We start from the raw sequence: 20,090 nt of genomic DNA on the forward strand, positions 1-20,090 counted from the left end.
CCCCCGCCGTCAAGGACGTCGCTGCGCTCCGCCGCTACGCGGTCGCTTCGCGATCCTTGACCGCGGGGCCCTGACGGACGGCAGGCGGCGCGCTTGCCGGCACGGACTGCGTGTCTCCCGGTGGTTGAGGTGCGACGAGCGCCRGCGAGGAGCCTCGAAACCTCCGGGCCTGCCTGGCGGGCTGTGGTGGCGGCGGTTCCCCGCACCGGGTCCGCGACGTACCGTCGAGGGCATGACTCCTGCCGACCTCCTGGCCGACTCCTTCGGCCGTGTCCTCGAGAGCGTCGAGGCGGTGCTGGACGGGGCGAGCGACGAGCAGCTCGCGCACCGGCCGGACCCCGACGCCAACAGCATCGGGTGGCTGGTGTGGCACCTGACCCGGGTGCAGGACGACCACGTCGCGGACGTCGCGGGGCAGGAGCAGGTGTGGACCGGAGGCGGGTTCGAGGACCGGTTCGGGTTGCCGCTGAGCCCGGGTGACATCGGCTACGGCCACAGCAGCGAGGAGGTCGGGCTGGTGCGCGCGTCGGCCGGCCTGCTGGCGGAGTACTACCGCGCGACGCACGCGCGCACGCTGGAGTACGTCGCCACGGTGACCGGCAACGACCTCGACCGGGTCGTCGACGAGCGGTGGGACCCGCCGGTGACGCTCGGGGTGCGGCTGGTCAGCGTGGTCAACGACTGCACGCAGCACGTCGGGCAGGCGGCCTACCTGCGCGGGTTGGTCGACCGCGCCGGCTGACCGGACCGGCTGACAGCGCCGGCAGGCCTCAGGCCAGGCTGCGGATGATGGCGCCCGCCGGTCCGGTCGGGGCCGCGCGGAAGCCGGTGCCGGCCCACAGGTGCAGGCGGTGCGGGTCGCCGGCAGCGGCGGCGGCACGACGCAGGCCCCGGGTCAGGTGGTGCAGCTCGGGATAGCCGAGCGGTGCCAGGGCGTCGTACCGCTCGACGAAGGCGTTGCGCAGCGCCCGCGCGGGACGACCGGTGAAGGCGTGGGTGACCACGGTCGTGGTGAACGCCGGGTCGGCGAGTGCGGCGCGGTGGGTGGCCGAGGTGCCCGCCTCGTCGGCGCGCAGCAGGAGCGTGCCGACGGCGACCGCCTCCGCCCCCGCCGCGAGCAGGTCGCGGACGGCGTCGGGGCCGTCCACCCCGCCGCCGGCCACCACGGGCAGCCGCGTGGCTGCCCGGACCTGCCGGACCACGTCCGCGGTCGGGGCGTCGCCGGGCCGGCGGCCCGGGTCGAAGGTGGCGCTGTGCCCGCCGGCGCGTGGTCCCTGCACGACGAGCCCGTCGACGCCGGCCTCCTCGGACTGGCGTGCCTCGTCCGCGGTCGTCACCGACGCCAGCACCCGGGAACCGGCCCGGCGGAGGCGGGCGACGTCCGCGGCCGGCGGGAGGCCGAAGGTGAGCGAGACGAGCGGGACCGGGTCGGCGACCAGCAGGTCGAGCTTGGCGGGCCAGGCGTCGTCGTCGTGCTGCGGCTCGGCGGGCAGCTCCACGCCCGGGTCGGCGGCGTCGGCGGCCAGGGCCGCACGGAAGGCGTCGTACGACGCGCGGTCGACCGCGCCGGGCTGGGGCACGAAGAGGTTCACCCCGAACGGCCGACCCGTCGCCCGGGCCTCGCCGAGCAACGCCTCGAGCGCAGCGGGCGACAGGTAGCCCGCGGGCAGGAAGGCGAAACCGCCGGCGTCGGTGACGGCGGTGGCGAGGGCGACGGTCGACGGCCCGCCGGCCATCGGAGCGGCGACGACGGGCAGGTCGGTGTCGAGCAGGCTCACCCGTCCAGTCTGGCGCGAGACGCCACCCGGTAGCGCACGAAGGACGGCACGAGGAGCGCCGCGGCGACGGTGAGCACCACGACCAGCACGCCCCCACCGGTGGCCGCGGCCGCCGTGCCGACGGCCACGGCGGTCGCGCCGTGCGTGACGTCGGCGATGCGGGGGCCTCCGGCCACCACGACGATGAAGATCCCCTGCAGGCGGCCGCGGACCTCGTCGGCCGCCGCGCTCTGCAGCATCGCGCTGCGGAAGGCGGCCGAGGCCATGTCGGCCGCCCCGCCGACCACGAGCATGAGGACGGCCAGCAGCAGCCAGGGGCGTGCCGAACCCGAGGTCAGGTCGGCGCCGAGGACGGCCAGGCCGAAGCCCGCCATCGCCACGCCCCACACGACGATGCACCAGATGACGGCCCTGCCCTGTGCGGTGACCCGCGAGACCCACCCCGAGAAGATCCCGCCGAGCACGGCGCCGGCCGGGATGCCGGCGAAGAGCAGGGCGAAGGCCAGCCCGCCCTCCTCCGGGCCGAGGAAGCTCTCGTGCGCGATCTCGGGGAAGAGCGCCCGCGGCATGCCGAAGACCATCGCGATGATGTCGACGACGAAGGACATCATCAGCACCGGGTGGCGGCGCAGGTAGGCGATGCCCTCCGCGACCGACCGCAGGCCGGGCGTGCCGGTGACGCCCTCGACGGGCAGCCGCGGCAGCCGTACGACGGCGAAGAGCGTCGCGAACAGGCAGACCGCGTCGGCGAGGTAGAGCCAGGCGTAGCCGGTGAACGGGATCAGCACCCCGGCCACGAGCGGGCCGCCGATCGCACCGGCCTGGACGACCGTCATGTTCAACGAGTTCGCCGCGGGCAGCACGTCCACGTCGAGCAGGCGCGGCAGCACCGCGGAGCGGGTCGGCTGGTTCACGGCGAAGAACGCCTGCTGGACGGCGAACAGCGACAGCAGCACCCACACGTTGCCGAGGTCCAGCGCCGCCTGCAGCCAGAACAGCGCGGCCGTCGCGATCAGGCCGGACGTCGTGATGACCAGGATCGTGCGCCGGTCGAAGTGGTCCGCGAGCGCCCCGCCCCACAGGCCGAACACCACCAGCGGCACGAGGCCGAAGACGCCGGTCAGGCCGACGTACGCCGACGAGCCGGTCTCGGAGTAGATCTGCGCCGGCACCGCGACCACGGTCAGCTGCGCACCGACCACCGTGATGATGTTGGCCAGCCACAGCCGCCGGAAGTGCGGGTTCTGCAGCGGCCGCGTGTCGGCCAGCATCCCGCGAAGGCTCACCGGGTCAGGCTACGGACGGCGGCCGGGACCCGATGAATCCACGCCGCTGCGCGGGTCAGCACAGCCATGGGCACCTCAGCAGGGGGCGGGCCGCCGCACGGCGTCGGGCTGCTCGGCATCACCTTCACCGAGACGCTGCGCCGCAGCGACGCACCCGGCGGCTGGACCTACGTGGTCTGGCCCGAGTCGGCCGCGCGGTTCGGCACCCGCGGCCGGGTCAAGGTGCGCGGCACCGTGGACGACGTGCCGTTCGAGACCTCGTTCATGGCCCTGGGCGACGGCAACCACAAGCTGCCCGTGGCCAACGGACTGCGGGTCGAGAGCGGCAAGGAGGCCGGCGACACCGTCGAGGTGCACCTGACCGCGCGGCTCAGCTGACCGGGCGGCTCAGCTGACCGGGCGGCTCACCTGACCGGCGGCCAGCAGTAGCGGTGGTGCGGCACCTTCTCGAGCTCCGTGGTGTCCCAGCTGTTGCCGTCGACGAAGTCGGCGATCCCCTCCACCGTGCGCACCAGCGCGCCGAGGGCCCCGCGGCCGAGCGCGCCCTGCCCGCTGACCGGCCCCCGCACCGCCGTGCCGACGTGCAGCTGGGCCTGCAGCACGTCCTGCTGGTACGCCGCCCAGCGGGCCCGGCCCTCGGCGTACTCCGGCGCGTCGCGGTAGACGACCACCACCCGCGTCCCGCCCCGGAAGCGCCGCCGCAGCTCGCCGTCGGCGGCCGGCTCCTTCTCCGACATCGTGCTGACGACGTGGAGGCTGCCGCCGATGATGTTCTCCGGCTGGTCGCCGCTCACCTGGGCGCTGAAGCAGTCGGACGGCCGGACGCCGACGATCTCGAGGTAGGCCTTCAGCAGCTCCGCGCCGGTGAGGGGCAGGTAGGGGAACGACGACGGCACGACGGCCCGCTGGTCGGGCCGCGGCACCACCGCGCGGCGTACCTCCAGCCAGTTGAGGACCTCCACGTGCACGCCCGGCGCGGGCAGCACCTGGAGCGGACGGGCGGCCCGCATCCCGTCCCAGGTGCCGTCAGCGGCGCCGGCCGGGTGCAGCACCACGACGCCGGTGACGCCGACCATCACGTAGGGCGGGGAGCTCTCGTCGCCGGAGCCGGCGTCCACCGCGACCCGGCGGGCGATGCCCAGGCACTGGTCCGGGCCGAGCCCGGCGCGGGCCAGGAACTCCAGGCCGAGGTCCTCGTCGAGGATCCCGGGCTCGCCGGCCCGGCGGGCGGCCCACGTCTCCCGGGCGTCGAACAGGGCGATGCCTGCCGGGGGTGCGGCCGGCAGGGGACCGGTGGCGGCGTGCACCACCTCCCACTCGACGATCGACGACTTGCGGATGCCGAAGCCGCCGGGCACGTGGTCGGGTACCCGCGCGACGCCGTACACGAGGTCCGGGCGACCGGACAGGCCCGAGCTGCCCAGCCAGGCAGCCAGCTCCTCCAGCGACCGCTTCGGGTCGGTGGTGATCCGGGTGACCACGACCGGGCTGCGCCCGTCTGCGAGGTACGGCGTGCGCGCCTCGTCGCGTCCCGCGCGCTCGTGCGCCGCCTGGGTCGCGGGGTCGGCGCTCACCGGCGGCGCCGGTGGCGGCGGGAGCGACCGCCCGTGGACGGTCTCGCTCAGCGCGTCACGGAAGCCGTCGGCGGCGAGGCGCAGGTGCGCGCCGATGCCGAAGGAGAGCATGTTCTCCCGGTCGGGAAGGGGACCGTAGAGGTGCTCGCCGGCGGGGCCGAGCAGGACCCGCCGGGCGCGCGCGTCGGCGATCGTCTGGTCGACGCTTGCCTGCGCGTGGGCCATCGCCTCGTCGTACGCCGCTCGCTGCTCGGGGGTGAGCGCCGCCAGCTGCTCGGGGGTGAGCCGGCCGCCGTTGGCCAGCGCCTCGCGGCTGGCAGCGAGCCCCTGGCGGATCGCGCCCGGGGTCAGCGCCTGGCCGATCTGCTTCAGCTTCCGCAACACGCTCCGAGCGTGCCCTCCCCGGTCCCGGGCGGCAACGGTCCGCCCCGACGTGAGACCTCCGTGAGACGCAGCGGGACAAGGGACCGATGAGAAAAGCGGTGGCAGGCTGTCGTACCGGGGGGCCACCGTTCGTGGTGGTGACGAGGGCGGTCGCCAGGACCGCCCGGCCAACCGGAGGAGACGACCCATGACGCAGTACCTGCTCAGCGTGCACGGCAGCGAAGAGGACTACGCGAACATCGATCCCCAGGAGGTCACCGAGATGGTCGCCGCCGTCGACCGCTTCAACGACAAGCTCCAGGCCGACGGCGTGTGGGTCTTCGCCGGAGGCCTCGAGACGGCCAGCACGGCCAGCGTCGTCGACGCGTCGGCGGGCGACACGGTGGTGACCGACGGGCCCTACCTCGAGACCAAGGAGCACATCGGCGGCTTCTGGATCCTCGAGCTGCCGGACCGCGAGACCGCGCTCCGGTACGCCGCGGAGGGCTCGGTCGCCTGCCGGGGCAAGGTCGAGGTCCGCCCGTTCCAGGCCGAGCCGCCGAGCGCGTGACCGGGGCTGCCGCGGAGGCGCGAGCGGCCGTCGAGCGGATCTTCCGCGAGGAGTACGGCCGGATCATCGCCTCGCTGGTCCGCCGCTTCGGCGACATCGACATCGCCGAGGAGGCTGCCGGCGAGGCCCTGGTCGCCGCGCTCGAGAAGTGGCCCGAGGGCGGCGTACCGCCCAACCCCGGGGGCTGGCTGACCACCACGGCCGGCAACCGGGCCATCGACAAGCTGCGCCGCGAGAAGTTGCGCGAGTCCAAGCACGAGGCTGCCGTGGTCATCCAGGACGACACCCCGCACGAGCCGGTCGGCGCGGTCGTCGACGACCGGCTCCGGCTGATCTTCACCTGCTGCCACCCGGCACTGGCGCCCGAGGCGCGGATCGCGCTCACCCTGCGCCTGCTCGGCGGCCTGACCGTCGCCGAGGTCGCCGCCGCCTTCCTGGTGCAGGAGACCACGATGGCGCAGCGGATCACCCGCGCCAAGGCCAAGATCAAGGGCGCCAACATCCCCTACCGCGTCCCGGAGGCCGAGGACCTGCCCGGCCGCGTCGGCACGGTGCTGGCGGTCCTCCTGCTGATCTTCAACGAGGGCTACCTGTCCTCCGGGGACGGCGACCCGGTCCGCGCCGAGCTCACCGGCGAGGCGATCCGGCTGGCCCGGATCCTCCACCAGCTGCTGCCCGACGACCCCGAGGTCACCGGGCTGCTCGCCCTGCTGCTGCTCACCGAGGCGCGCCGCGCCGCCCGGGTGCGCGGCGGCGAGCTGGTCACGCTCGAGGAGCAGGACCGCGGCGGGTGGGACCGCGAGCTCATCGCCGAGGGCCACGCCCTGGTCCGCCAGTGCCTCGCCCGGAACCAGCCGGGGCGCTACCAGCTGCTCGCCGCGATCAACGCCGTGCACACCGACGCCCCGACGGCCGCCGCCACGGACTGGTCGCAGGTCGCCGCGCTCTACGACCAGCTCGCGCACCTCGACCCCTCGCCGATCGTGGCCCTCAACCGGGCCGTCGCGATCGCGGAGCTCGACGGCCCCGAGGTGGCGCTGGCGATCGTCGACCGGTTGCCGCTCGAGTCCTACCACGCGTGGCACGCCACGCGGGCCGAGCTGCTGCGGCGGCTGGGCCGCTCCGCGGAGAGCCGGGCGGCGTACGACGCCGCGCTGGCCGTGTGCGACAACACCGCCGAGCGCGCCTACCTCACCCGCAAGCGCGGGGAGCTGGTCGGCGGCTAGCCGGGCTCCTCACCGGGGGCGTCGACGCGGGGCAGCCACATCACGAAGCGGGTGGTGGGGCTGGCGGTGTCCAGCGACAGGTGGCCGCCGCACAGCTCGGCCAGGTCGGCGGCGACGGCGAGGCCGATGCCGTGGCCGGCGCCGTCCCGGCTGGTCACCCCGCGCCGGAAGACGTCGGGGCCCAGGGTGCGGGTACCCTCGTCCGCGACCGCGATCTCGAGGTGCGTGCCGGCGTCGCGCGCCTCGACGGTGATCGCACCGCTGCCGTGGACCCGCGCGTTCTCGACCAGCACGTCGAGGACCTGCTCCACGGCGCCGGTGGCGGCCCGGGTGCGGGCGGTGCCGTCCGTGTCGACGACGAGCTCCCGGCCGTCCGCCGCCAGCGTGGTCTGCCAGCGCACGGCGGCCGCGAGCACCAGGCTGTCGAGCGCGACCACCTCCTGGTCGTCCAGCCGCCGCCCGCGGGCGAGGTCGAGCAGCTCGTCGATCGCCGCGCTGAGGCGGTCCAGCTCGGCGATCCCGCGCTCCAGCTCGGCCCGCACCTCGGGCGCGGTCTCGGGCCACAGCGTCAGGTCCTCCAGCCCCAGCCGCAGCGCCGTGACCGGCGTCCGCAGCTGGTGCGAGGCGTTCGCGGCGAACTCGCGCTCGCGCCGGACCAGCGCGTCGAGGCGGCTGGCCGCGCCGCGCAGGGACGCGCCGATGGCCTCCGCCTCCGGCACCCGGTACGACGGCACGTCGATGTCGAAGCGGCCGTGGCCGAGCTCGCGGGAGTGGACGGCGAGCTCCTGGAACGGGCGCGACATCCGGCGCGCCAGCGCGAAGCCGAACAGTGCGGAGCCGAGGCCGAGGACGAGGCCGAGCAGCACCAGCGGGGTGATCGCCTTGCGGACGCCGGAGGCCACGGTGTCGCCGGAGACACTCAGGTGCAGCGCGCCCCCGCCGGGGAGGTCGCGGACGACCTCGATGCCGCCGTCGGCGTCCTCGGCGCCACCGGCGACCAGCACCTCGCCCTGCGCGGGCAGGTACTCCACGCGGTCGGCGCCGGTGAGCCCGTGCTCGAGCAGCTCCACGTCGACGTCGCCGCCGCGCTCGCGCCGCTCCTCGACCAGGCCCTCGAGTGCGGCGGCGGTGCTGTCGAGGGTGGTCCACTCCTGCTCGCGCACGAGGTCGGCGAGGAAGTAGGCCCGCGGCACGCCGTACAGGCCGATGACGGCGAGGGTCAGGCCGACGAAGGCGATGACCAGCCGCTCACGCATCGGCGCGGGCGTCCTCGAGCCGGAAGCCGACGCCGCGGACGGTGCCGAGGGTGATCGGCGCGTCGGCGTCCTGCAGCTTCTGCCGCAGGCGGCCGATGGTGGCGTCGAGGGTCTTGGTGGAGCCGAACCAGTTCTCGTCCCACACCTTCGCCATCAGCGTCTCGCGGCTCACGACGGCGCCCCGGTTCTCGTCGAGCAGGGCGAGGACGTCGAACTCCTTGGCCGTGAGGGCGAGCTCGGCGTCGGCGACCCAGGCGCGGCGGCCCGCACGGTCGAGGCGGAACCCGGGGCGGGCAGGAGGGACCGGGGTGCTCGCCGGCGCCGGGGCAGCCGTGCCCGGTCCGGGGTCGGCGGGGGCGTCGACGACGGCCGGCCGGTGGGCGCGGCGGAGCAGGGCCCGCACCCGGGCCAGCAGCTCGGAGAGGCTGAACGGCTTGGCGAGGTAGTCGTCGGCGCCGACGTCGAGGCCCACCACCCGGTCCAGCTCGCCGGCGCGGGCGGTGAGGATGACGATCCCGCCGGCGTAGCCGTCGGCGCGGAGCCGGCGGCACACGTCGAGGCCGTCCATGTCGGGCAGGCCCAGGTCGAGCAGCACGAGGTCGACGCCGCCGTCCGCCACCCGCGCGACCGCGGGCTCCCCGGCGGCGACCCGTTCGACGTCGTACCCCTCGCGCTGGACGGCTCGGACCAGGGGGGCGGCGATGGCGTCGTCGTCCTCGACGATCAGCAGGCGCACGGGCACTCACCGAGCATAGGGGGACCCCGGAGGCACGACGGCCGAGCGCGCCCGGGCACGACGGTCGACGTCGAGCGCCACCAGCACGCCGAGCACCAGCACGATGGTCGCCCCCTCCTGGACGCCGAGGCCGGTCCTGGCCTGCCCCGGGAGCCCGACGGCCAGGGCGAGCCCGGTGGCGAGCAGCTGCGCCCCGACGACGACCACGACCGGCAGCCGCGTCTCCAGGCAGCTGCGCCGCGACAGCGCGACCGCCGCGACGAGGGTGACCGGCGCCAGCACCGCGGCCGTGACCGACGCGCCTCCCGGCCCGACGCCGACGGCCCGGCCCAGCTCGCCGGTGCCGAGCAGCACCGCCAGCAGGACGGCGACCCGGGTGGCGACGGTGTGGCGGTCCATCAGAAGTCCCGGTCCGCTCCACCGGTCTCGGTGACCGGGGTGGTCGAGCAGGCACCGCCGGCAACCGAGGTGGCCGCACCCGAGGGGCTCCACACCATGCTCGGCGTGGTGGTGACGGTACGCAGGCCGGACCCGGACGACACCGCGCCCAGGACGATCGTGACGACCGTGCGCTCGGTGCCGTCGACGGTGACCGTGGTCGCGGTCATGGTCGCGTTGAAGGAGACCTGCTTCTTCGTCTTCACGTAGTCCTCGCGCAGCGCCACCGAGCCGAGGTTCACGGCTCCGTTGCCGCGCAGGACGTCGACCACGTCGTTCTTCGGACCGTAGGCGAGACCGTTGGCGTTGCCGTCCCGCAGGCGCAGGGTGACCGGCACGGCAGCGCCGTTCCAGCCGGCCGAGAGGCTGGCCGGGGTGACGACCTCGCTCCAGGTCAGGGTGAGCGTGTCGCCGGCGTCGAGGCGGCCGGCGGTGCCGTCGCCGTTCGTGGCCTGGACGTCGATCGCCCGCAGCGGGCTGTTGTCGACCTTGCGGGTCAGCACCGCCGAGGTGGTGGCGCCGCCGCGGCCGTCGAGCAGGACGGCGCGCAGGTCGTGGTTGCCGTCGGCGACGGTGCGGGTGTCCCACGTGCAGGAGTACGGCGCCGCGGTGGCCGTGCACAGGTCGGTCCAGCTGCTGCTGCCGCTCGCCGCGTGCTGGATCCGCACGGAGGTCACGCCGGCGGTGGAGTTGGCCTGCGCGGTCACGGCGACCGTCCCGCTGAGGGTGGTGCCGGGGTTGTCCAGGGAGACCGAGGAGACGGTGTTGTCGACGACGCGACCTGTGACGGCCGCGGAGGTCGTGGTGTTGCCGGCGACGTCGGTGGCGACGGCGCGGAACGAGTAGGTGCCGTCGGCCAGCGTGGTGGTCGCGACGCGGCAGGTGTACGGCTCCGCGGTGGTCGTGCACAGCGGCTGCCAGGTGCTGGTGCCGCTGCGCTGGTGCTGCAGCGCGACCTGCTGGACACCGGAGTGGGCGTCGGAGGCGGCGGCGCCGAAGGTCACCGTGCCGCTCAGGGGCGAGCCGGGGTCGGTCATCGAGACGGTCGGGGCGAGGTTGTCGACCTGGACGTCGGTGATGACCGCCGAGGTGGCGGTGGTGAGCAGGAAGGTGGCGACGGCGCGCAGGTCGTACTCACCGTTGGCGAGGCCCGTCGTGCTCCACGTGCAGGCGAACGGTGCGGACAGCCCGGAGCACAGCGGCTTCCAGGCCGTCGTGCCGGCGGGGGCGTACTGCACGGTGACGCTCCACGCCAGTAGGCCGCCGTTGAAGACGGTGGCGCTCATCGACACGTTGCCGCGGACCACCTCGCCGGGGTCGGAGAGCACCACGAGCACGTTGTTGGCCACGGTGGTGCGGACGACCTCGGAGACGGTGGTGTATCCCGCGCCGTTGGTGGCGCGGGCGCGCAGGTCGTAGGTGCCGTCGGCCATCGAGCCGGTGGCCCAGCTGCAGGTGTACGGCGCGACCGTGTCGGTGCACAGCGTGGCCCACGACGTCGTGCCGGGGGCGAGGTACTGCAGGGTGACCGAGGAGATGCCGGACTCGGCGTCGCTGGCGGTGGCGGCCAGGGTGACCGTGCCCTGGACGGGCGTGCCGGGCGAGGTGACGGCGACGGCCGGCGCGGTCCAGTCGGCGGCGGCGCGGACCGTGCCGACGTTGGCGCTGGTGCTGGTGAACGTCGCGTCCGAGAACCCGCTGAACAGCCGGGCGGACCCGGTCAGCACGACGAGGCCGAGGAGCACGATCGCGGTGGTGCGACGCATGTCGGTCCTTCCGGTGCCGGGCCCGCTGGGCGGTGCCTGGGCTGGTGGCTGGGTGGTTGCTGGGTGGTTGCTGCTGGCGTGCGGGAGGCGGGCTGTCCCTGGTGCCTCCAACGCTAGGGAGGGGCGACCCACGGCCGGTCGACACGACCTCCACGCGCTCTCCACAAAACGGAACAGGCGGCGTTCCCCCGGCCCCACGCCGGGGGAGCGCCGCGCCTCGCTGGGTGCTGGTCAGGCCGGCCGGGCGGCGCCCGGACCTGTCCCCGGTGCGGGGTCGGGGCGCGTGCGCACGGCGGCCACCAGCTGGCCGAGGCTGAGCAGGGCGACCAGGCCGGCCGGGAGGCCGACGACGAGGAGTCGCACCTGCGGGTCGGCCAGCGCGATGAGCGCGTAGCCGACGTACGGGACCGAGTAGGCCACGACCGGCTGCTCGTCCGCGGTGAGCGAGAACCGCCAGGGGTCCGGGTCCGGGTTCGCGTCGCCCTGCGTCCGCAGCACCTGGGCGCCCTCGGGGGAGCGACCGATGGAGACGATGCGGTGCGTGACCAGCGAGGTGACGCCGGACGCGGGCGGCGGCTGGTAGGTGATCACGTCGCCGACCTCCAGGTCGGCGGCGGGGACCTGCTCCTCGAAGACGATGGACCCCTTGTCGTAGGTCCCCGCCATCGAGCCGCCGGTGATCACGTACCGCTCGTGCCCCAGCAGCGACGGCAGCACGTAGGCGATGCCGAGCAGCGTCACCGCCACCAGCAGGAGGTTGCCCGTGGCCCCGAGGGCCCGGTGGAGCCGGGTGCGTCGGTGCTCGGCCATGGTGGTCTCCTGGTGGTGTCGGTGGTGTCGGTGGTGTCGGTCGTGTCGGTGCTGCCAGTGGGTGGCTCAGTGCCGGGGCCGGTCAGGGATCACTGCTCGTAGGTGTCGCCGTCGAGCTGGATCGAGTCCCACTGGTACGACGCGGAGGCGGTCTTGCCCTGGTCGGCGTTCGGGGTGCCGGCGGCGAGCTTCACGGTGAACTTGTAGGTGTTCGCGACACCGGCCTGGACGACGCCGAGGTCGGTCTTCGTGCCGTCGACGAGGCCGCCGAAGGTGCCGTTGTAGACCGAGGCGCCGGTGGTGGTGTTGGTGATCGCCAGGGTCAGGTTCGAGCCGGTGAAGGAGTTGGCCGACGCGGTCTCGGTGAGGCTGAAGGTGGCCGGCAGGCTGCCGGTGTTGGTCAGCGTGAGCGAGCCGTTGAGGGTGTCGCCCGGCTTCATGTTGGCCAGGTCGAAGACGGCGCCGCCGTCCTTGGAGTTGCTCTGCGACAGCGTGCCGGAGGTGACGGCGCTGATCGTGTTGCTGGACTGCGAGGTGAAGGTGGCACCCGAGCCCACGGCGATCGCGCCGGCGGCGGCGAGGGTGGCGAGCGGGACGAGGACCTTCTTGGACATCTGCATGGGAGCTTCTCCTGTGGTGGTGGCGGGGGCTGTTCCCCGATGACCAGAACTCTTCCAAGGCGCGCTCCACACGAGGTCCACACGAAGTCCTCGCGATCTCCCCCGCTCCTCCACGGTTCGGCACACCCCGCCGTGGAGCTCCACACGATCTCCACGAACGCTCCCCGGCGGCGGCTGGCGGCCGCTCGTACCCTGTCGTCATGACGCTCGCCCCGCTCGCGCTCCCGACCTCGTCCGACGCCTGGCCCGACTGGATCAGGGAGCGCTCGGCGGCCGAGCTCGCCCGCGCGACCGAGCTCGTCGACGGGCTGCGGACGGCGCCGCCCGCCGACCCCGTCGAGGTGCTGCGCCAGTGGGACCGGGCGTCGGGCCACCTCGGCAACGTCGCCGCGCTCGGCTCGCTCTTCGGCAACGTGCACCCGCAGGAGCCCGCGCGCGACCTCGCGGACGGCGTCGAGCAGGAGGCGTCGCGGCTGGCGACGCAGTGGAGCCTGGACCGCGGGCTGTACGACGTGTTCGCCGCCATCGAGGACGACGCGGTCGCCCATGACCCGCTCGCGCAGCGGCTGCTGCACAAGGTGCGCGACGACTTCCGCCGCTCCGGCGTGGACAAGGACGAGGAGACCCGCGCCCGGATCACCGCCGTCCGGGAGCGGATCACCGAGCTCGACCAGGAGTTCAGCCGGGTCACCCGCGACGACGTGCGCAGCATCCGGGTGCGGCCCGAGCAGCTCGACGGCATGCCGGCCGACTGGCTGGAGGCCCACCCCGCCGACGAGGACGGCCTGGTGACCGTCACCACCGACTACCCCGACTCGGTGCCGGTGCGGATGTTCGCCCACGACCAGGACGTGCGCCGTGACATCACCGTCGCGTCCCTCGAGCGCGGGTGGCCGACCACGGAGCCGTTGCTCACCGAGCTGTTCGACCTGCGCCACGAGCTCGCCACGACCGTCGGCTACCCCGACTGGCCGTCGTACGACGCGGACGTGAAGATGATCGGCAAGGGCTCCGCGATCCCCGAGTTCATCGACCGGATCGCCGAGGCGGCCGAGGAGCCGATGCGCCGCGACCTCGACCAGCTGCTCACGCGCTACCGGCAGGACTTCCCGGACGCGACCGAGGTCCCCGGCTACGACTACCAGTACTACGCCGAGCTGGTCCGCTCCGAGCAGTACGCCGTCGACTCCCAGCGGGTGCGCACCTACTTCGACTTCGGCAAGGTCCGCCAGGGCCTGCTCGACGTGACCGGCCGGCTCTTCGACCTGTCGTACCGCGAGGTCGACGTGCCGGTCTGGCACGAGGAGGTCACCGCCTACGAGGTCGACAAGGACGGCCGCACGATCGGCCGGATCTACCTCGACCTGCACCCGCGCGAGGGCAAGTACAAGCACGCTGCGCAGTTCACCCTCACCGACGGCGTCGCCGGGGAGCAGCTGCCCGAGGGCGTGCTGGTGTGCAACTTCTCCCGCGGCCTGATGGAGCACGACCACGTCGTCACGCTCTTCCACGAGTTCGGCCACCTGCTGCACCACGTGCTCGCCGGCCACGGCGACTGGTTCCGCTTCGCCGGCGTCGCCACCGAGTGGGACTTCGTCGAGGCGCCGAGCCAGATGCTCGAGGAGTGGGCGTGGCACGCCGACGTGCTGCGCACCTTCGCCACCGACGAGGCCGGCGAGCCGATCCCGGCCGACCTCGTCGCCGCGATGCGCGCCGCCGACGACTACGGCAAGGGCATCTACGCCCGCACCCAGATGTTCTACGCGGCGATCTCCTACTGCTTCCACGCCGACCGCGCGCTGCCCTCCGGCCAGGTGCCCGACCTCACCGACCGGATGGTCGAGCTGCAGGCCCGGTACGCCGCGCTGCCCTACCTGCCCGGCACGCACATGTTCGCCAGCTTCGGCCACCTCGGCGGCTACAGCTCGGCCTACTACACCTACATGTGGTCGCTGGTCATCGCGAAGGACATGTTCAGCGCCTTCGACGACGGTGCCCTCTTCGACCAGGCGGTCGCGCACCGCTACCGCGACAAGGTGCTCGTCCCCGGCGGCAGCGCCGACGCCGCCGACCTCGTCGCCGACTTCCTGGGCCGGCCGTTCGCCTTCGACGCCTACGCCGCCTGGCTCGCGCGGTAACGGGTCCCGCACCCCCAGGCTCCTGCACCCGGGGCCCTTGCACCGGCACCACACCCGGCGTACCATTGCGATATATCGCGACATGAACACGAACTGTTCCTGCGATATCTCGAACTGACGAGAGGACCTACCGGCCCTCCACCTCACGAAGGAGGTCCCCATGGGACGCCACCACCACATGTTCTTCGGACCCGACGACCGCAGCCCCTGGGGCGAGCCGCGCGGGTTCCAGCGCCGCGGACGCGGCGACTTCGGCCCCGGGCCCTGGGGCGCCTGGGGCGAGCCCCGCGGCGGCCGCCACGGGGCCCTCGACGTGCGGCGCGCGGCGAACGAGCGCGAGGAGTCGCCCAACGGCTACCAGGTCATCCAGCAGATCACCGAGCGCAGCGGCGGGGTGTGGAAGCCCAGCCCCGGCTCGGTCTACCCGACCGTCCAGCAGCTCCTCGACGAGGAGCTCGTCGAGAACGACGAGGCCGGCCGTCGCGGCATGCGGCTGACGCCGAAGGGCGCGGCCTGGTGCCAGGAGCACGCCGACGAGCTCGCCGCCGTCTGGGTGCCCTTCGACCGGCACCGCGAGCAGGCTGCCCGCGCCACCGCCGGCCCGTCCGGCAACGCCGACATCAAGGCCGAGATCGGCCAGGTCATGAGCGCCGTGTGGCAGATCGTGACCGCGGGCTCCGACAGCCAGCGCCGGGCCGCGGTCGACGTCCTCGTCGAGGCCCGCCGCAGCCTCTACGGCATCCTCGCCGACGGCCCCGAGGCCGACGTGGTCGACGACGGTGCCGACGACGGTGCTGATGACGGTGCCGACGAGGACGAGGCCGGCCCGACCGAGGCCTGAGCCACCACCCGGGCTGACGGCACCCCGCACCCCGGGGCGCCAGGGTCACGCAGCAGCGGCCCCGCACGAGAGCCGTGCGGGGCCGCTGTCGTGCCGCGATGCCGTCAGCCGACCACCAGCTGGTCGGCGAGCAGGACCCGGGCGCGGTCCGGCGCGGTGACCTGCTCGCGCCCGCACGTCCCGGCGGCATCGCACCGGACCAGCGCCGACCTCTCGCCGTCCAGCGAGACGACGTGGCCGTCACGGGCCCAGGCCGAGACCGGGCCGACCCCCGCCAGCGGGACCGGGTCTCCGCCGGAGACCGGCACCAGCGCGCTGGTCGCGCTGCCCTCCTCGGTCTGGCCCAGGGTCAGCACCTGCCGCCCGTCCGGCGAGACCACGGCGTCGATGCCGTCGATGCCGTCGCTGCCGAGCCGGCGCAGCACGCGGTCGGCGTCGACGTCGTACACGAGCCACTCGCCGTCCTCGGCGCCCGCGTCGTCCAGCGCGGTGGCGATGCCGTCGTGGACGGAGTGCACGGCGTACGGCAGCGCGGTGGCCCCGCCGTTCGCCCAGTCGACGCGGAAGTGGACGTCGTTGTCGACGCTGAAGTAGACGTCGTCGCCGTCGAGGCGGGGCACCGGGATCGCCTCGCCGCCCAGCAGGCCCGACAGGCCGCCGGGCTCCTGCGCGGGCTGGGAGGCCCGGCCGACCTCGCGGTCCTCGTCGACGTCCCAGACGTGCGCGACCATGGTCTCGCCCTCGACCTCGAGCCACGCGACGCGCGGGTGGGCGAGGTCGCCCTCGACGTGCACGACGGAGGAGGGGATCCCGAGCTCGACCGTGGCGCCGTCGGGCCGCACCAGGACGAACGAGTTGCCGGCGTCGCCCTGGAAGAGGCGGGCGACGACGCCCGAGGACGTCTGGGCCAGGTGGGCGACCGGCGAGCCGAGGTCGACGGTGGTCGTGCCGATCGTGACCTCGCTGCCGGCCGACCACGCCGAGCGCTCGGCGTACTCGTCCGCGGCGGCGGAACCCGGGTCCTCCTCGCCCCGCTGGGCGACCTGCGAGCTGCGGGCCTCACCGTCGAGGGCGTTGCCGAGGACGACGCCACCGAGGCCGAGCGCGCCGACAACGAGTGCCGCGGCGACGACGGTGCCCGCACGCCGGCGGGTCCGCATCGTGCGGCCGCGGGCAGCGATGGCCGTGGCGTCGGGGTGGGGCACGTCGACGGTGTCGGCGCACCCGTGCAGAAGGTCGGAGAGCTGCTCAGTCATGGTGTCCTCCCGGGGTGGCGGTGCTGCGGGTGCTGCTGGAGCGGGCGGTGGTGGCCGGACGGTCGCCGGGCAGGTCGACGGCGTCGCCGAGCAGGGAGCGCAGCCGGCGCAGCGCGTCGGAGGTCTGGCTCTTCACGGTCCCGTCGCTGATCCCGAGGGCCTGCGCGGTCTCGGCGACGGAGAGGTCCTCGTAGAAGCGCAGGACGACCACCGCACGCTGGCGCGGCGGGAGCTGCGCGAGCGCCGCCAGCACGTCGAGCCGCTCGGCGGGGTCCGGCTCGCGCGCGGGCGGCTCGGGCATCTGCCCCGTCGGCCGCTCGGAGCGGAACGACCGTCGCCGGAACATGCTGGTCGTCGCGTTGACCATCGCCCGGCGGGCGTAGGCCTGCGCGGCGCCCGTGTCACGGATCCGGTGCCAGTGGCTGTAGGTCCTCGCCAGCGCGGTCTGCACGAGGTCCTCGGCGAGGGCGTGCTCGCGGACGAGCAGCACCGCCGTGCGGTAGAGCGACGGCCACGCAGCATGGACGAGCTCGACGAACTCCTCGTCGGTCGGCCCGCGAGGTGCGGTGAACGGCATGGAGCGATCCTTCCCTGTGGCCCCCGGCGGGGGCGCGTGCAGTGGTCAGGACGCGCAGCTGCCCCGTCGGGTTGGGTCCCGTCGCAGGATTCGTCGTACCTCCTCGTGGATAGGCTGCCGCCCGTGAGCCGACCCGTCCCTGCCGTCCTCGCCGGCGCCTGCTGCCTGGCGTGGCTCGCCGTGACGACGGGGTACGCCGCTCCCGCGCTCGCCGCGCCGGGCGGGGTCGACGTCGGCGGCGCCCCGCTCGACGACGGCACCGGGAGCACGAACCCGGCCGAGCCGACCGTGCTCGAGCCCGGCCTGTGGTCCGACTCGCTCGGCGGGTCGGACGCGCAGAACACCCACCACTTCACCTACGACCGGCGGCTGCGCGACAGCACGGTCCACGTCGGCGTCGTCGGCTCCCCGCCCTCCACCGACTCCGACGCCGTCCGGGTGGACGTCGGGTACGTCGACGAGGACGGCAGCTTCTCCTCGTGCGAGTCCGACGACGACTCGATCACCTACGGCATCCCGCAGTCCGTGCTCGGCGCCGCGGTCAGCGTCGGCCAGGCCAGCGCCGACGCGACCGACCGACCGCCGTGCCAGAGCTCGGCCACCCTGCGCATCGAGGTCAGCCGCGGCTCGAGCGGCGTCACCGCCCCGATGCCGATCGCGATCAAGGTCGTCGAGGAGGCCCGGGTCGGCGACGCCGCCTCGCTCCCGGAGCCGGCCGAGGCGGTCGACTACGACGTCCCCGACGCCGGCGACGCCGAGGACCGGCCCGGCGCCGCGTCCTTCGACGACGCCCCCGAGCTCGACGCGAGCGGCGACGGCACCACCGTCAGCACCACCCTCGCGCAGGGCGAGGAGCAGCTGTGGCGCGTCGGCCTGGACTGGGGCCAGCAGCTCGTCGCGCGGGTCACCGCACCCGCTGCCGACGAGGCGGACTTCGAGGGCCGCTACTCCGGGATCCCTGTCCGGGTGCGGCTGGTCGACCCGCGGCGCGCCGTCTTCGCGCTGAAGGACGACGACGGGGAGGGCTCCGCCGAGGGGCAGTACCACCACGACGAGGCGCTCGACATCGTCGCCGGCACCAACCCGCTGCGCTACCGCAACCGTTTCGACGACGACCTGCCCGTGGTCCCCGGCGACCACTGGGTCGCGGTGTCGGTCGGCCCGCTGGACGAGTCCTCGGACCTCGAGGCGCTCGACGTCCCGGTCGAGCTGACGGTGGCCGTCACCGGGGAGCCGGCCGGCGCGCCGTCGTACCCGGGTGTGGTGACCTCGCCCGACGAGGGCACCCAGGTCGAGGGCTACTCCCCCGAGGAGCCCTTCCTCGTCGCCGAGGAGACCTTCTCCGCCGTCGCGTCGGGCAACCCCATCGGCGGCGACGGCTGGTTCAGCACCCGCCGCTGGGCCGGCCTCGGCCTCGCCGCGGCCAGCATCGCCTGCCTCGGCGCCGGCGTGGTCCGCCTGCGCGCCCGCCGCTGAGCGGCCTAGCCCAGCAGCAGGAAGAGCGCGACCAGCAGGCCGAGCACGCCCGCACCGAGCAGCACCCACGCGTCGACGGGCGCCCGTCCCTGCCCCTGGGGCGTGGGGACGTCCGGGCGCGTCGGCTGCGCGGTGGCCGACGGCGGGGGCGGTGGCGGCAGCACCGACGTGCCCATCCGCGCGGTCGCCGCGACGCTCGGCGGGGGCGGCGGGTGCGGGGCCGTGGCGAGGCCGGTGGGCGGGAGGTCCACGGTGTCGGCGTACTCCTCCGGCACGGTGAGGTCGTCGGCCAGCGCCGGGTCGTCCCAGCGGGCCACCAGCGACCGCAGCGCCGGGTGGGTGCGCAGCCCGGCGGCGGACGGGCGCTGGGAGGCGTCGTACGCCGTCGCGGCGGCCACCACGTCGAGGACGGCGTCGTGCTCGGGGTCGCCGGTGCGCAACGTCGTGACGTCGACCGGTCCGGGCGCGCCGTCGCCCGGCGGTCGCCGGCCGGTCAGCATCTCGAGCACCACGATGCCGAGCGCGTAGACGTCGGCGCTCGGGTGCGGGTCGGCCCCGTGGTACTGCTCGGGCGGCATGTAGCCGGGCGTCCCGATCACCATCGCGATGTGGGTCAGCCGTGGCTCGTCGCTCGGGACGGCGATGCCGAAGTCGGTCAGCCGCAGGTGCGGGCGCCCGGACCCGGTCGGCTCCAGCAGCAGGTTGCCCGGCTTGATGTCGCGGTGGACGATGCCGGCCGCGTGCACCGCTTCCAGCGCCTGCAGGGTCTGGTCGGTCAGCACCGCGATCCAGCGGGGCGGCAGCGTGCCGCCGTTGCGCTTCATCAGCCCGGAGACCGAGCCGCCGCGCACCAGCGGCATCGTGAACAGCACGCGGTCGTCCACGCCCGCCCACGACTGCGGCGTCACCACGTGGGTGTGGTCGATGCGCACCGACTGCTCACGCACGAAGCGCAGCAGCATCGCGGCGTCGGCCTGGCGCAGCACCTTCGCGGCCTTGACGTCGCCGGCCGTGCGGTCGTGCACCCGCCACACGGTGCCCATGCCGCCAGCGGCGATCGGGTCGAGCAGCTCGTAGCGACCCGCGAAGACCTCACCCATACCTCGACCCTATCCGCGCGAGCGCGTCGCCTGTCGAGGGCTGCGCGCAGGCCCTCGCAAGCTCGGCCCGCACTTGCCCTCGACGCGCCTTCGGCGCGGGCGCCGCGCTGCCGCGCGCGCGGTTGGCTCCGGTAGGTGGTGGCGTTGGCCTGGCGGCAAGCCCTGGGTTCGCTTCGACCTGCTCCCGGTGGTTGAGGTGCGAGGAGCGCCAGCGACGAGCTGTCCCCGGTGGTTGAGGTGCGAGGAGCGCCAGCGACGAGCCGTCCCCGGTGGTTGAG

General features: G+C 74.5%; 19 protein-coding genes. 7 read left to right on the top strand and 12 right to left on the bottom strand.

The features are described 5' to 3' along the window. Positions 1-232 precede the first annotated feature (232 nt). Positions 233-742 (top strand): mycothiol transferase, encoded by a 510-nt coding sequence (locus tag L615_RS21100; RefSeq protein WP_028657207.1) that lies wholly within the window; start codon positions 233-235, stop codon positions 740-742. A 28-nt stretch (positions 743-770) separates the two neighbouring features. Here the strand turns inward: L615_RS21100 and L615_RS21105 are convergent, their stop codons facing one another. After that, positions 771-1,778, bottom strand: a complete 1,008-nt coding sequence (locus L615_RS21105) for a nitronate monooxygenase family protein (protein ID WP_261376800.1) — start codon at positions 1,776-1,778, stop codon at positions 771-773. Next, complete coding sequence (locus L615_RS21110) at positions 1,775-3,064, bottom strand: MFS transporter (protein ID WP_261376801.1); 1,290 nt, start codon at positions 3,062-3,064, stop codon at positions 1,775-1,777. The genes L615_RS21105 and L615_RS21110 overlap by 4 nt, the downstream gene beginning before the upstream one ends. Positions 3,065-3,130: 66 nt before the next feature. On the opposite strand from L615_RS21110, the gene L615_RS21115 reads away from it, so the two are divergent. Further along, complete coding sequence (locus L615_RS21115) at positions 3,131-3,442, top strand: DUF1905 domain-containing protein (RefSeq protein WP_145726377.1); 312 nt, start codon at positions 3,131-3,133, stop codon at positions 3,440-3,442. A gap of 26 nt (positions 3,443-3,468) precedes the next feature. On the opposite strand, the gene L615_RS21120 is transcribed toward L615_RS21115, so the two are convergent. Next, entirely contained in the window at positions 3,469-5,022 is a 1,554-nt protein-coding gene (locus tag L615_RS21120) for a hypothetical protein (protein ID WP_145726378.1), read from the bottom strand. A 187-nt stretch (positions 5,023-5,209) separates the two neighbouring features. Between L615_RS21120 and L615_RS21125 the strand changes: the two genes are divergently transcribed. Further along, a complete protein-coding gene (locus tag L615_RS21125) occupies positions 5,210-5,572 on the top strand; it encodes a YciI family protein (protein ID WP_028657211.1) in 363 nt (120 codons plus the stop codon). Beyond that, positions 5,569-6,798, top strand: coding sequence for an RNA polymerase sigma factor (locus L615_RS21130; protein ID WP_145726379.1), 1,230 nt, complete (start codon positions 5,569-5,571; stop codon positions 6,796-6,798). Before L615_RS21125 ends, L615_RS21130 begins: the two co-directional genes overlap by 4 nt. Here the strand turns inward: L615_RS21130 and L615_RS21135 are convergent. The 6 genes from L615_RS21135 to L615_RS21160 all read right to left on the bottom strand — a co-directional run bounded on the left by L615_RS21135 (position 6,795) and on the right by L615_RS21160 (position 12,424). Next, the gene (locus L615_RS21135; RefSeq protein WP_145726380.1) at positions 6,795-8,054 is read right to left on the bottom strand and encodes a HAMP domain-containing sensor histidine kinase; all 1,260 of its coding nucleotides are present in this window, start codon (positions 8,052-8,054) and stop codon (positions 6,795-6,797) included. The genes L615_RS21130 and L615_RS21135 overlap by 4 nt on opposite strands. Further along, complete coding sequence (locus tag L615_RS21140) at positions 8,047-8,790, bottom strand: response regulator transcription factor (RefSeq protein ID WP_315897799.1); 744 nt, start codon at positions 8,788-8,790, stop codon at positions 8,047-8,049. The genes L615_RS21135 and L615_RS21140 overlap by 8 nt, the downstream gene beginning before the upstream one ends. 6 nt (positions 8,791-8,796) lie before the next feature. Beyond that, entirely contained in the window at positions 8,797-9,189 is a 393-nt protein-coding gene (locus L615_RS21145; RefSeq protein ID WP_145726382.1) for a hypothetical protein, read from the bottom strand. Continuing rightward, positions 9,189-10,994: an Ig-like domain-containing protein gene (locus tag L615_RS21150; RefSeq protein ID WP_145726383.1), complete on the bottom strand. Its 1,806-nt coding sequence runs from the start codon at positions 10,992-10,994 to the stop codon at positions 9,189-9,191. Before L615_RS21150 ends, L615_RS21145 begins: the two co-directional genes overlap by 1 nt. Before the next feature lie 231 nt (positions 10,995-11,225). Next, positions 11,226-11,804 carry a signal peptidase I gene (locus tag L615_RS21155; RefSeq protein ID WP_028657216.1) on the bottom strand — a complete coding sequence of 193 codons (579 nt, stop codon included), beginning with the start codon at positions 11,802-11,804 and terminating at the stop codon, positions 11,226-11,228. A gap of 89 nt (positions 11,805-11,893) precedes the next feature. Then, positions 11,894-12,424, bottom strand: a complete 531-nt coding sequence (locus L615_RS21160) for a TasA family protein (RefSeq protein WP_145726384.1) — start codon at positions 12,422-12,424, stop codon at positions 11,894-11,896. A gap of 200 nt (positions 12,425-12,624) precedes the next feature. On the opposite strand from L615_RS21160, the gene L615_RS21165 reads away from it, so the two are divergent. Both L615_RS21165 and L615_RS21170 read left to right on the top strand, forming a co-directional pair. Next, positions 12,625-14,562 carry a M3 family metallopeptidase gene (locus L615_RS21165; RefSeq protein WP_145726385.1) on the top strand — a complete coding sequence of 646 codons (1,938 nt, stop codon included), beginning with the start codon at positions 12,625-12,627 and terminating at the stop codon, positions 14,560-14,562. Between the two features lie 160 nt (positions 14,563-14,722). Then, positions 14,723-15,403: a PadR family transcriptional regulator gene (locus tag L615_RS21170; RefSeq protein ID WP_145726386.1), complete on the top strand. Its 681-nt coding sequence runs from the start codon at positions 14,723-14,725 to the stop codon at positions 15,401-15,403. A gap of 104 nt (positions 15,404-15,507) precedes the next feature. Here the strand turns inward: L615_RS21170 and L615_RS21175 are convergent, their stop codons facing one another. Further along, entirely contained in the window at positions 15,508-16,659 is a 1,152-nt protein-coding gene (locus L615_RS21175) for a hypothetical protein (RefSeq protein ID WP_145726387.1), read from the bottom strand. After that, the gene (locus tag L615_RS21180) at positions 16,652-17,236 is read right to left on the bottom strand and encodes a SigE family RNA polymerase sigma factor (RefSeq protein ID WP_145726388.1); all 585 of its coding nucleotides are present in this window, start codon (positions 17,234-17,236) and stop codon (positions 16,652-16,654) included. Before L615_RS21180 ends, L615_RS21175 begins: the two co-directional genes overlap by 8 nt. 123 nt (positions 17,237-17,359) lie before the next feature. Between L615_RS21180 and L615_RS21185 the strand changes: the two genes are divergently transcribed. Continuing rightward, entirely contained in the window at positions 17,360-18,712 is a 1,353-nt protein-coding gene (locus L615_RS21185; RefSeq protein ID WP_145726389.1) for a hypothetical protein, read from the top strand. Positions 18,713-18,717: 5 nt separating this feature from the next. On the opposite strand, the gene L615_RS24485 is transcribed toward L615_RS21185, so the two are convergent. Next, positions 18,718-19,812 (bottom strand): serine/threonine-protein kinase, encoded by a 1,095-nt coding sequence (locus L615_RS24485; protein ID WP_145726390.1) that lies wholly within the window; start codon positions 19,810-19,812, stop codon positions 18,718-18,720. Between the last annotated feature and the right edge of the window lie 278 nt (positions 19,813-20,090).

This window comes from Nocardioides sp. J9, assembly GCF_007829375.1.
Taxonomy (GTDB): domain Bacteria; phylum Actinomycetota; class Actinomycetes; order Propionibacteriales; family Nocardioidaceae; genus Nocardioides.

Bases quoted from the DNA above. Each gene is read 5' to 3' on its own strand.
- L615_RS21125 (WP_028657211.1), top strand. From the start codon at position 5,210: ATGACGCAGTACCTGCTCAGCGTGCACGGCAGCGAAGAGGACTACGCG.
- L615_RS21160 (WP_145726384.1), bottom strand. From the start codon at position 12,424: ATGCAGATGTCCAAGAAGGTCCTCGTCCCGCTCGCCACCCTCGCCGCC.
- L615_RS21155 (WP_028657216.1), bottom strand. From the start codon at position 11,804: ATGGCCGAGCACCGACGCACCCGGCTCCACCGGGCCCTCGGGGCCACG.
- L615_RS21135 (WP_145726380.1), bottom strand. From the start codon at position 8,054: ATGCGTGAGCGGCTGGTCATCGCCTTCGTCGGCCTGACCCTCGCCGTC.
- L615_RS21170 (WP_145726386.1), top strand. From the start codon at position 14,723: ATGGGACGCCACCACCACATGTTCTTCGGACCCGACGACCGCAGCCCC.
- L615_RS21100 (WP_028657207.1), top strand. From the start codon at position 233: ATGACTCCTGCCGACCTCCTGGCCGACTCCTTCGGCCGTGTCCTCGAG.
- L615_RS21150 (WP_145726383.1), bottom strand. From the start codon at position 10,994: ATGCGTCGCACCACCGCGATCGTGCTCCTCGGCCTCGTCGTGCTGACC.
- L615_RS21175 (WP_145726387.1), bottom strand. From the start codon at position 16,659: ATGACTGAGCAGCTCTCCGACCTTCTGCACGGGTGCGCCGACACCGTC.
- L615_RS21180 (WP_145726388.1), bottom strand. From the start codon at position 17,236: ATGCCGTTCACCGCACCTCGCGGGCCGACCGACGAGGAGTTCGTCGAG.
- L615_RS21145 (WP_145726382.1), bottom strand. From the start codon at position 9,189: ATGGACCGCCACACCGTCGCCACCCGGGTCGCCGTCCTGCTGGCGGTG.
- L615_RS24485 (WP_145726390.1), bottom strand. From the start codon at position 19,812: ATGGGTGAGGTCTTCGCGGGTCGCTACGAGCTGCTCGACCCGATCGCC.
- L615_RS21165 (WP_145726385.1), top strand. From the start codon at position 12,625: ATGACGCTCGCCCCGCTCGCGCTCCCGACCTCGTCCGACGCCTGGCCC.
- L615_RS21115 (WP_145726377.1), top strand. From the start codon at position 3,131: ATGGGCACCTCAGCAGGGGGCGGGCCGCCGCACGGCGTCGGGCTGCTC.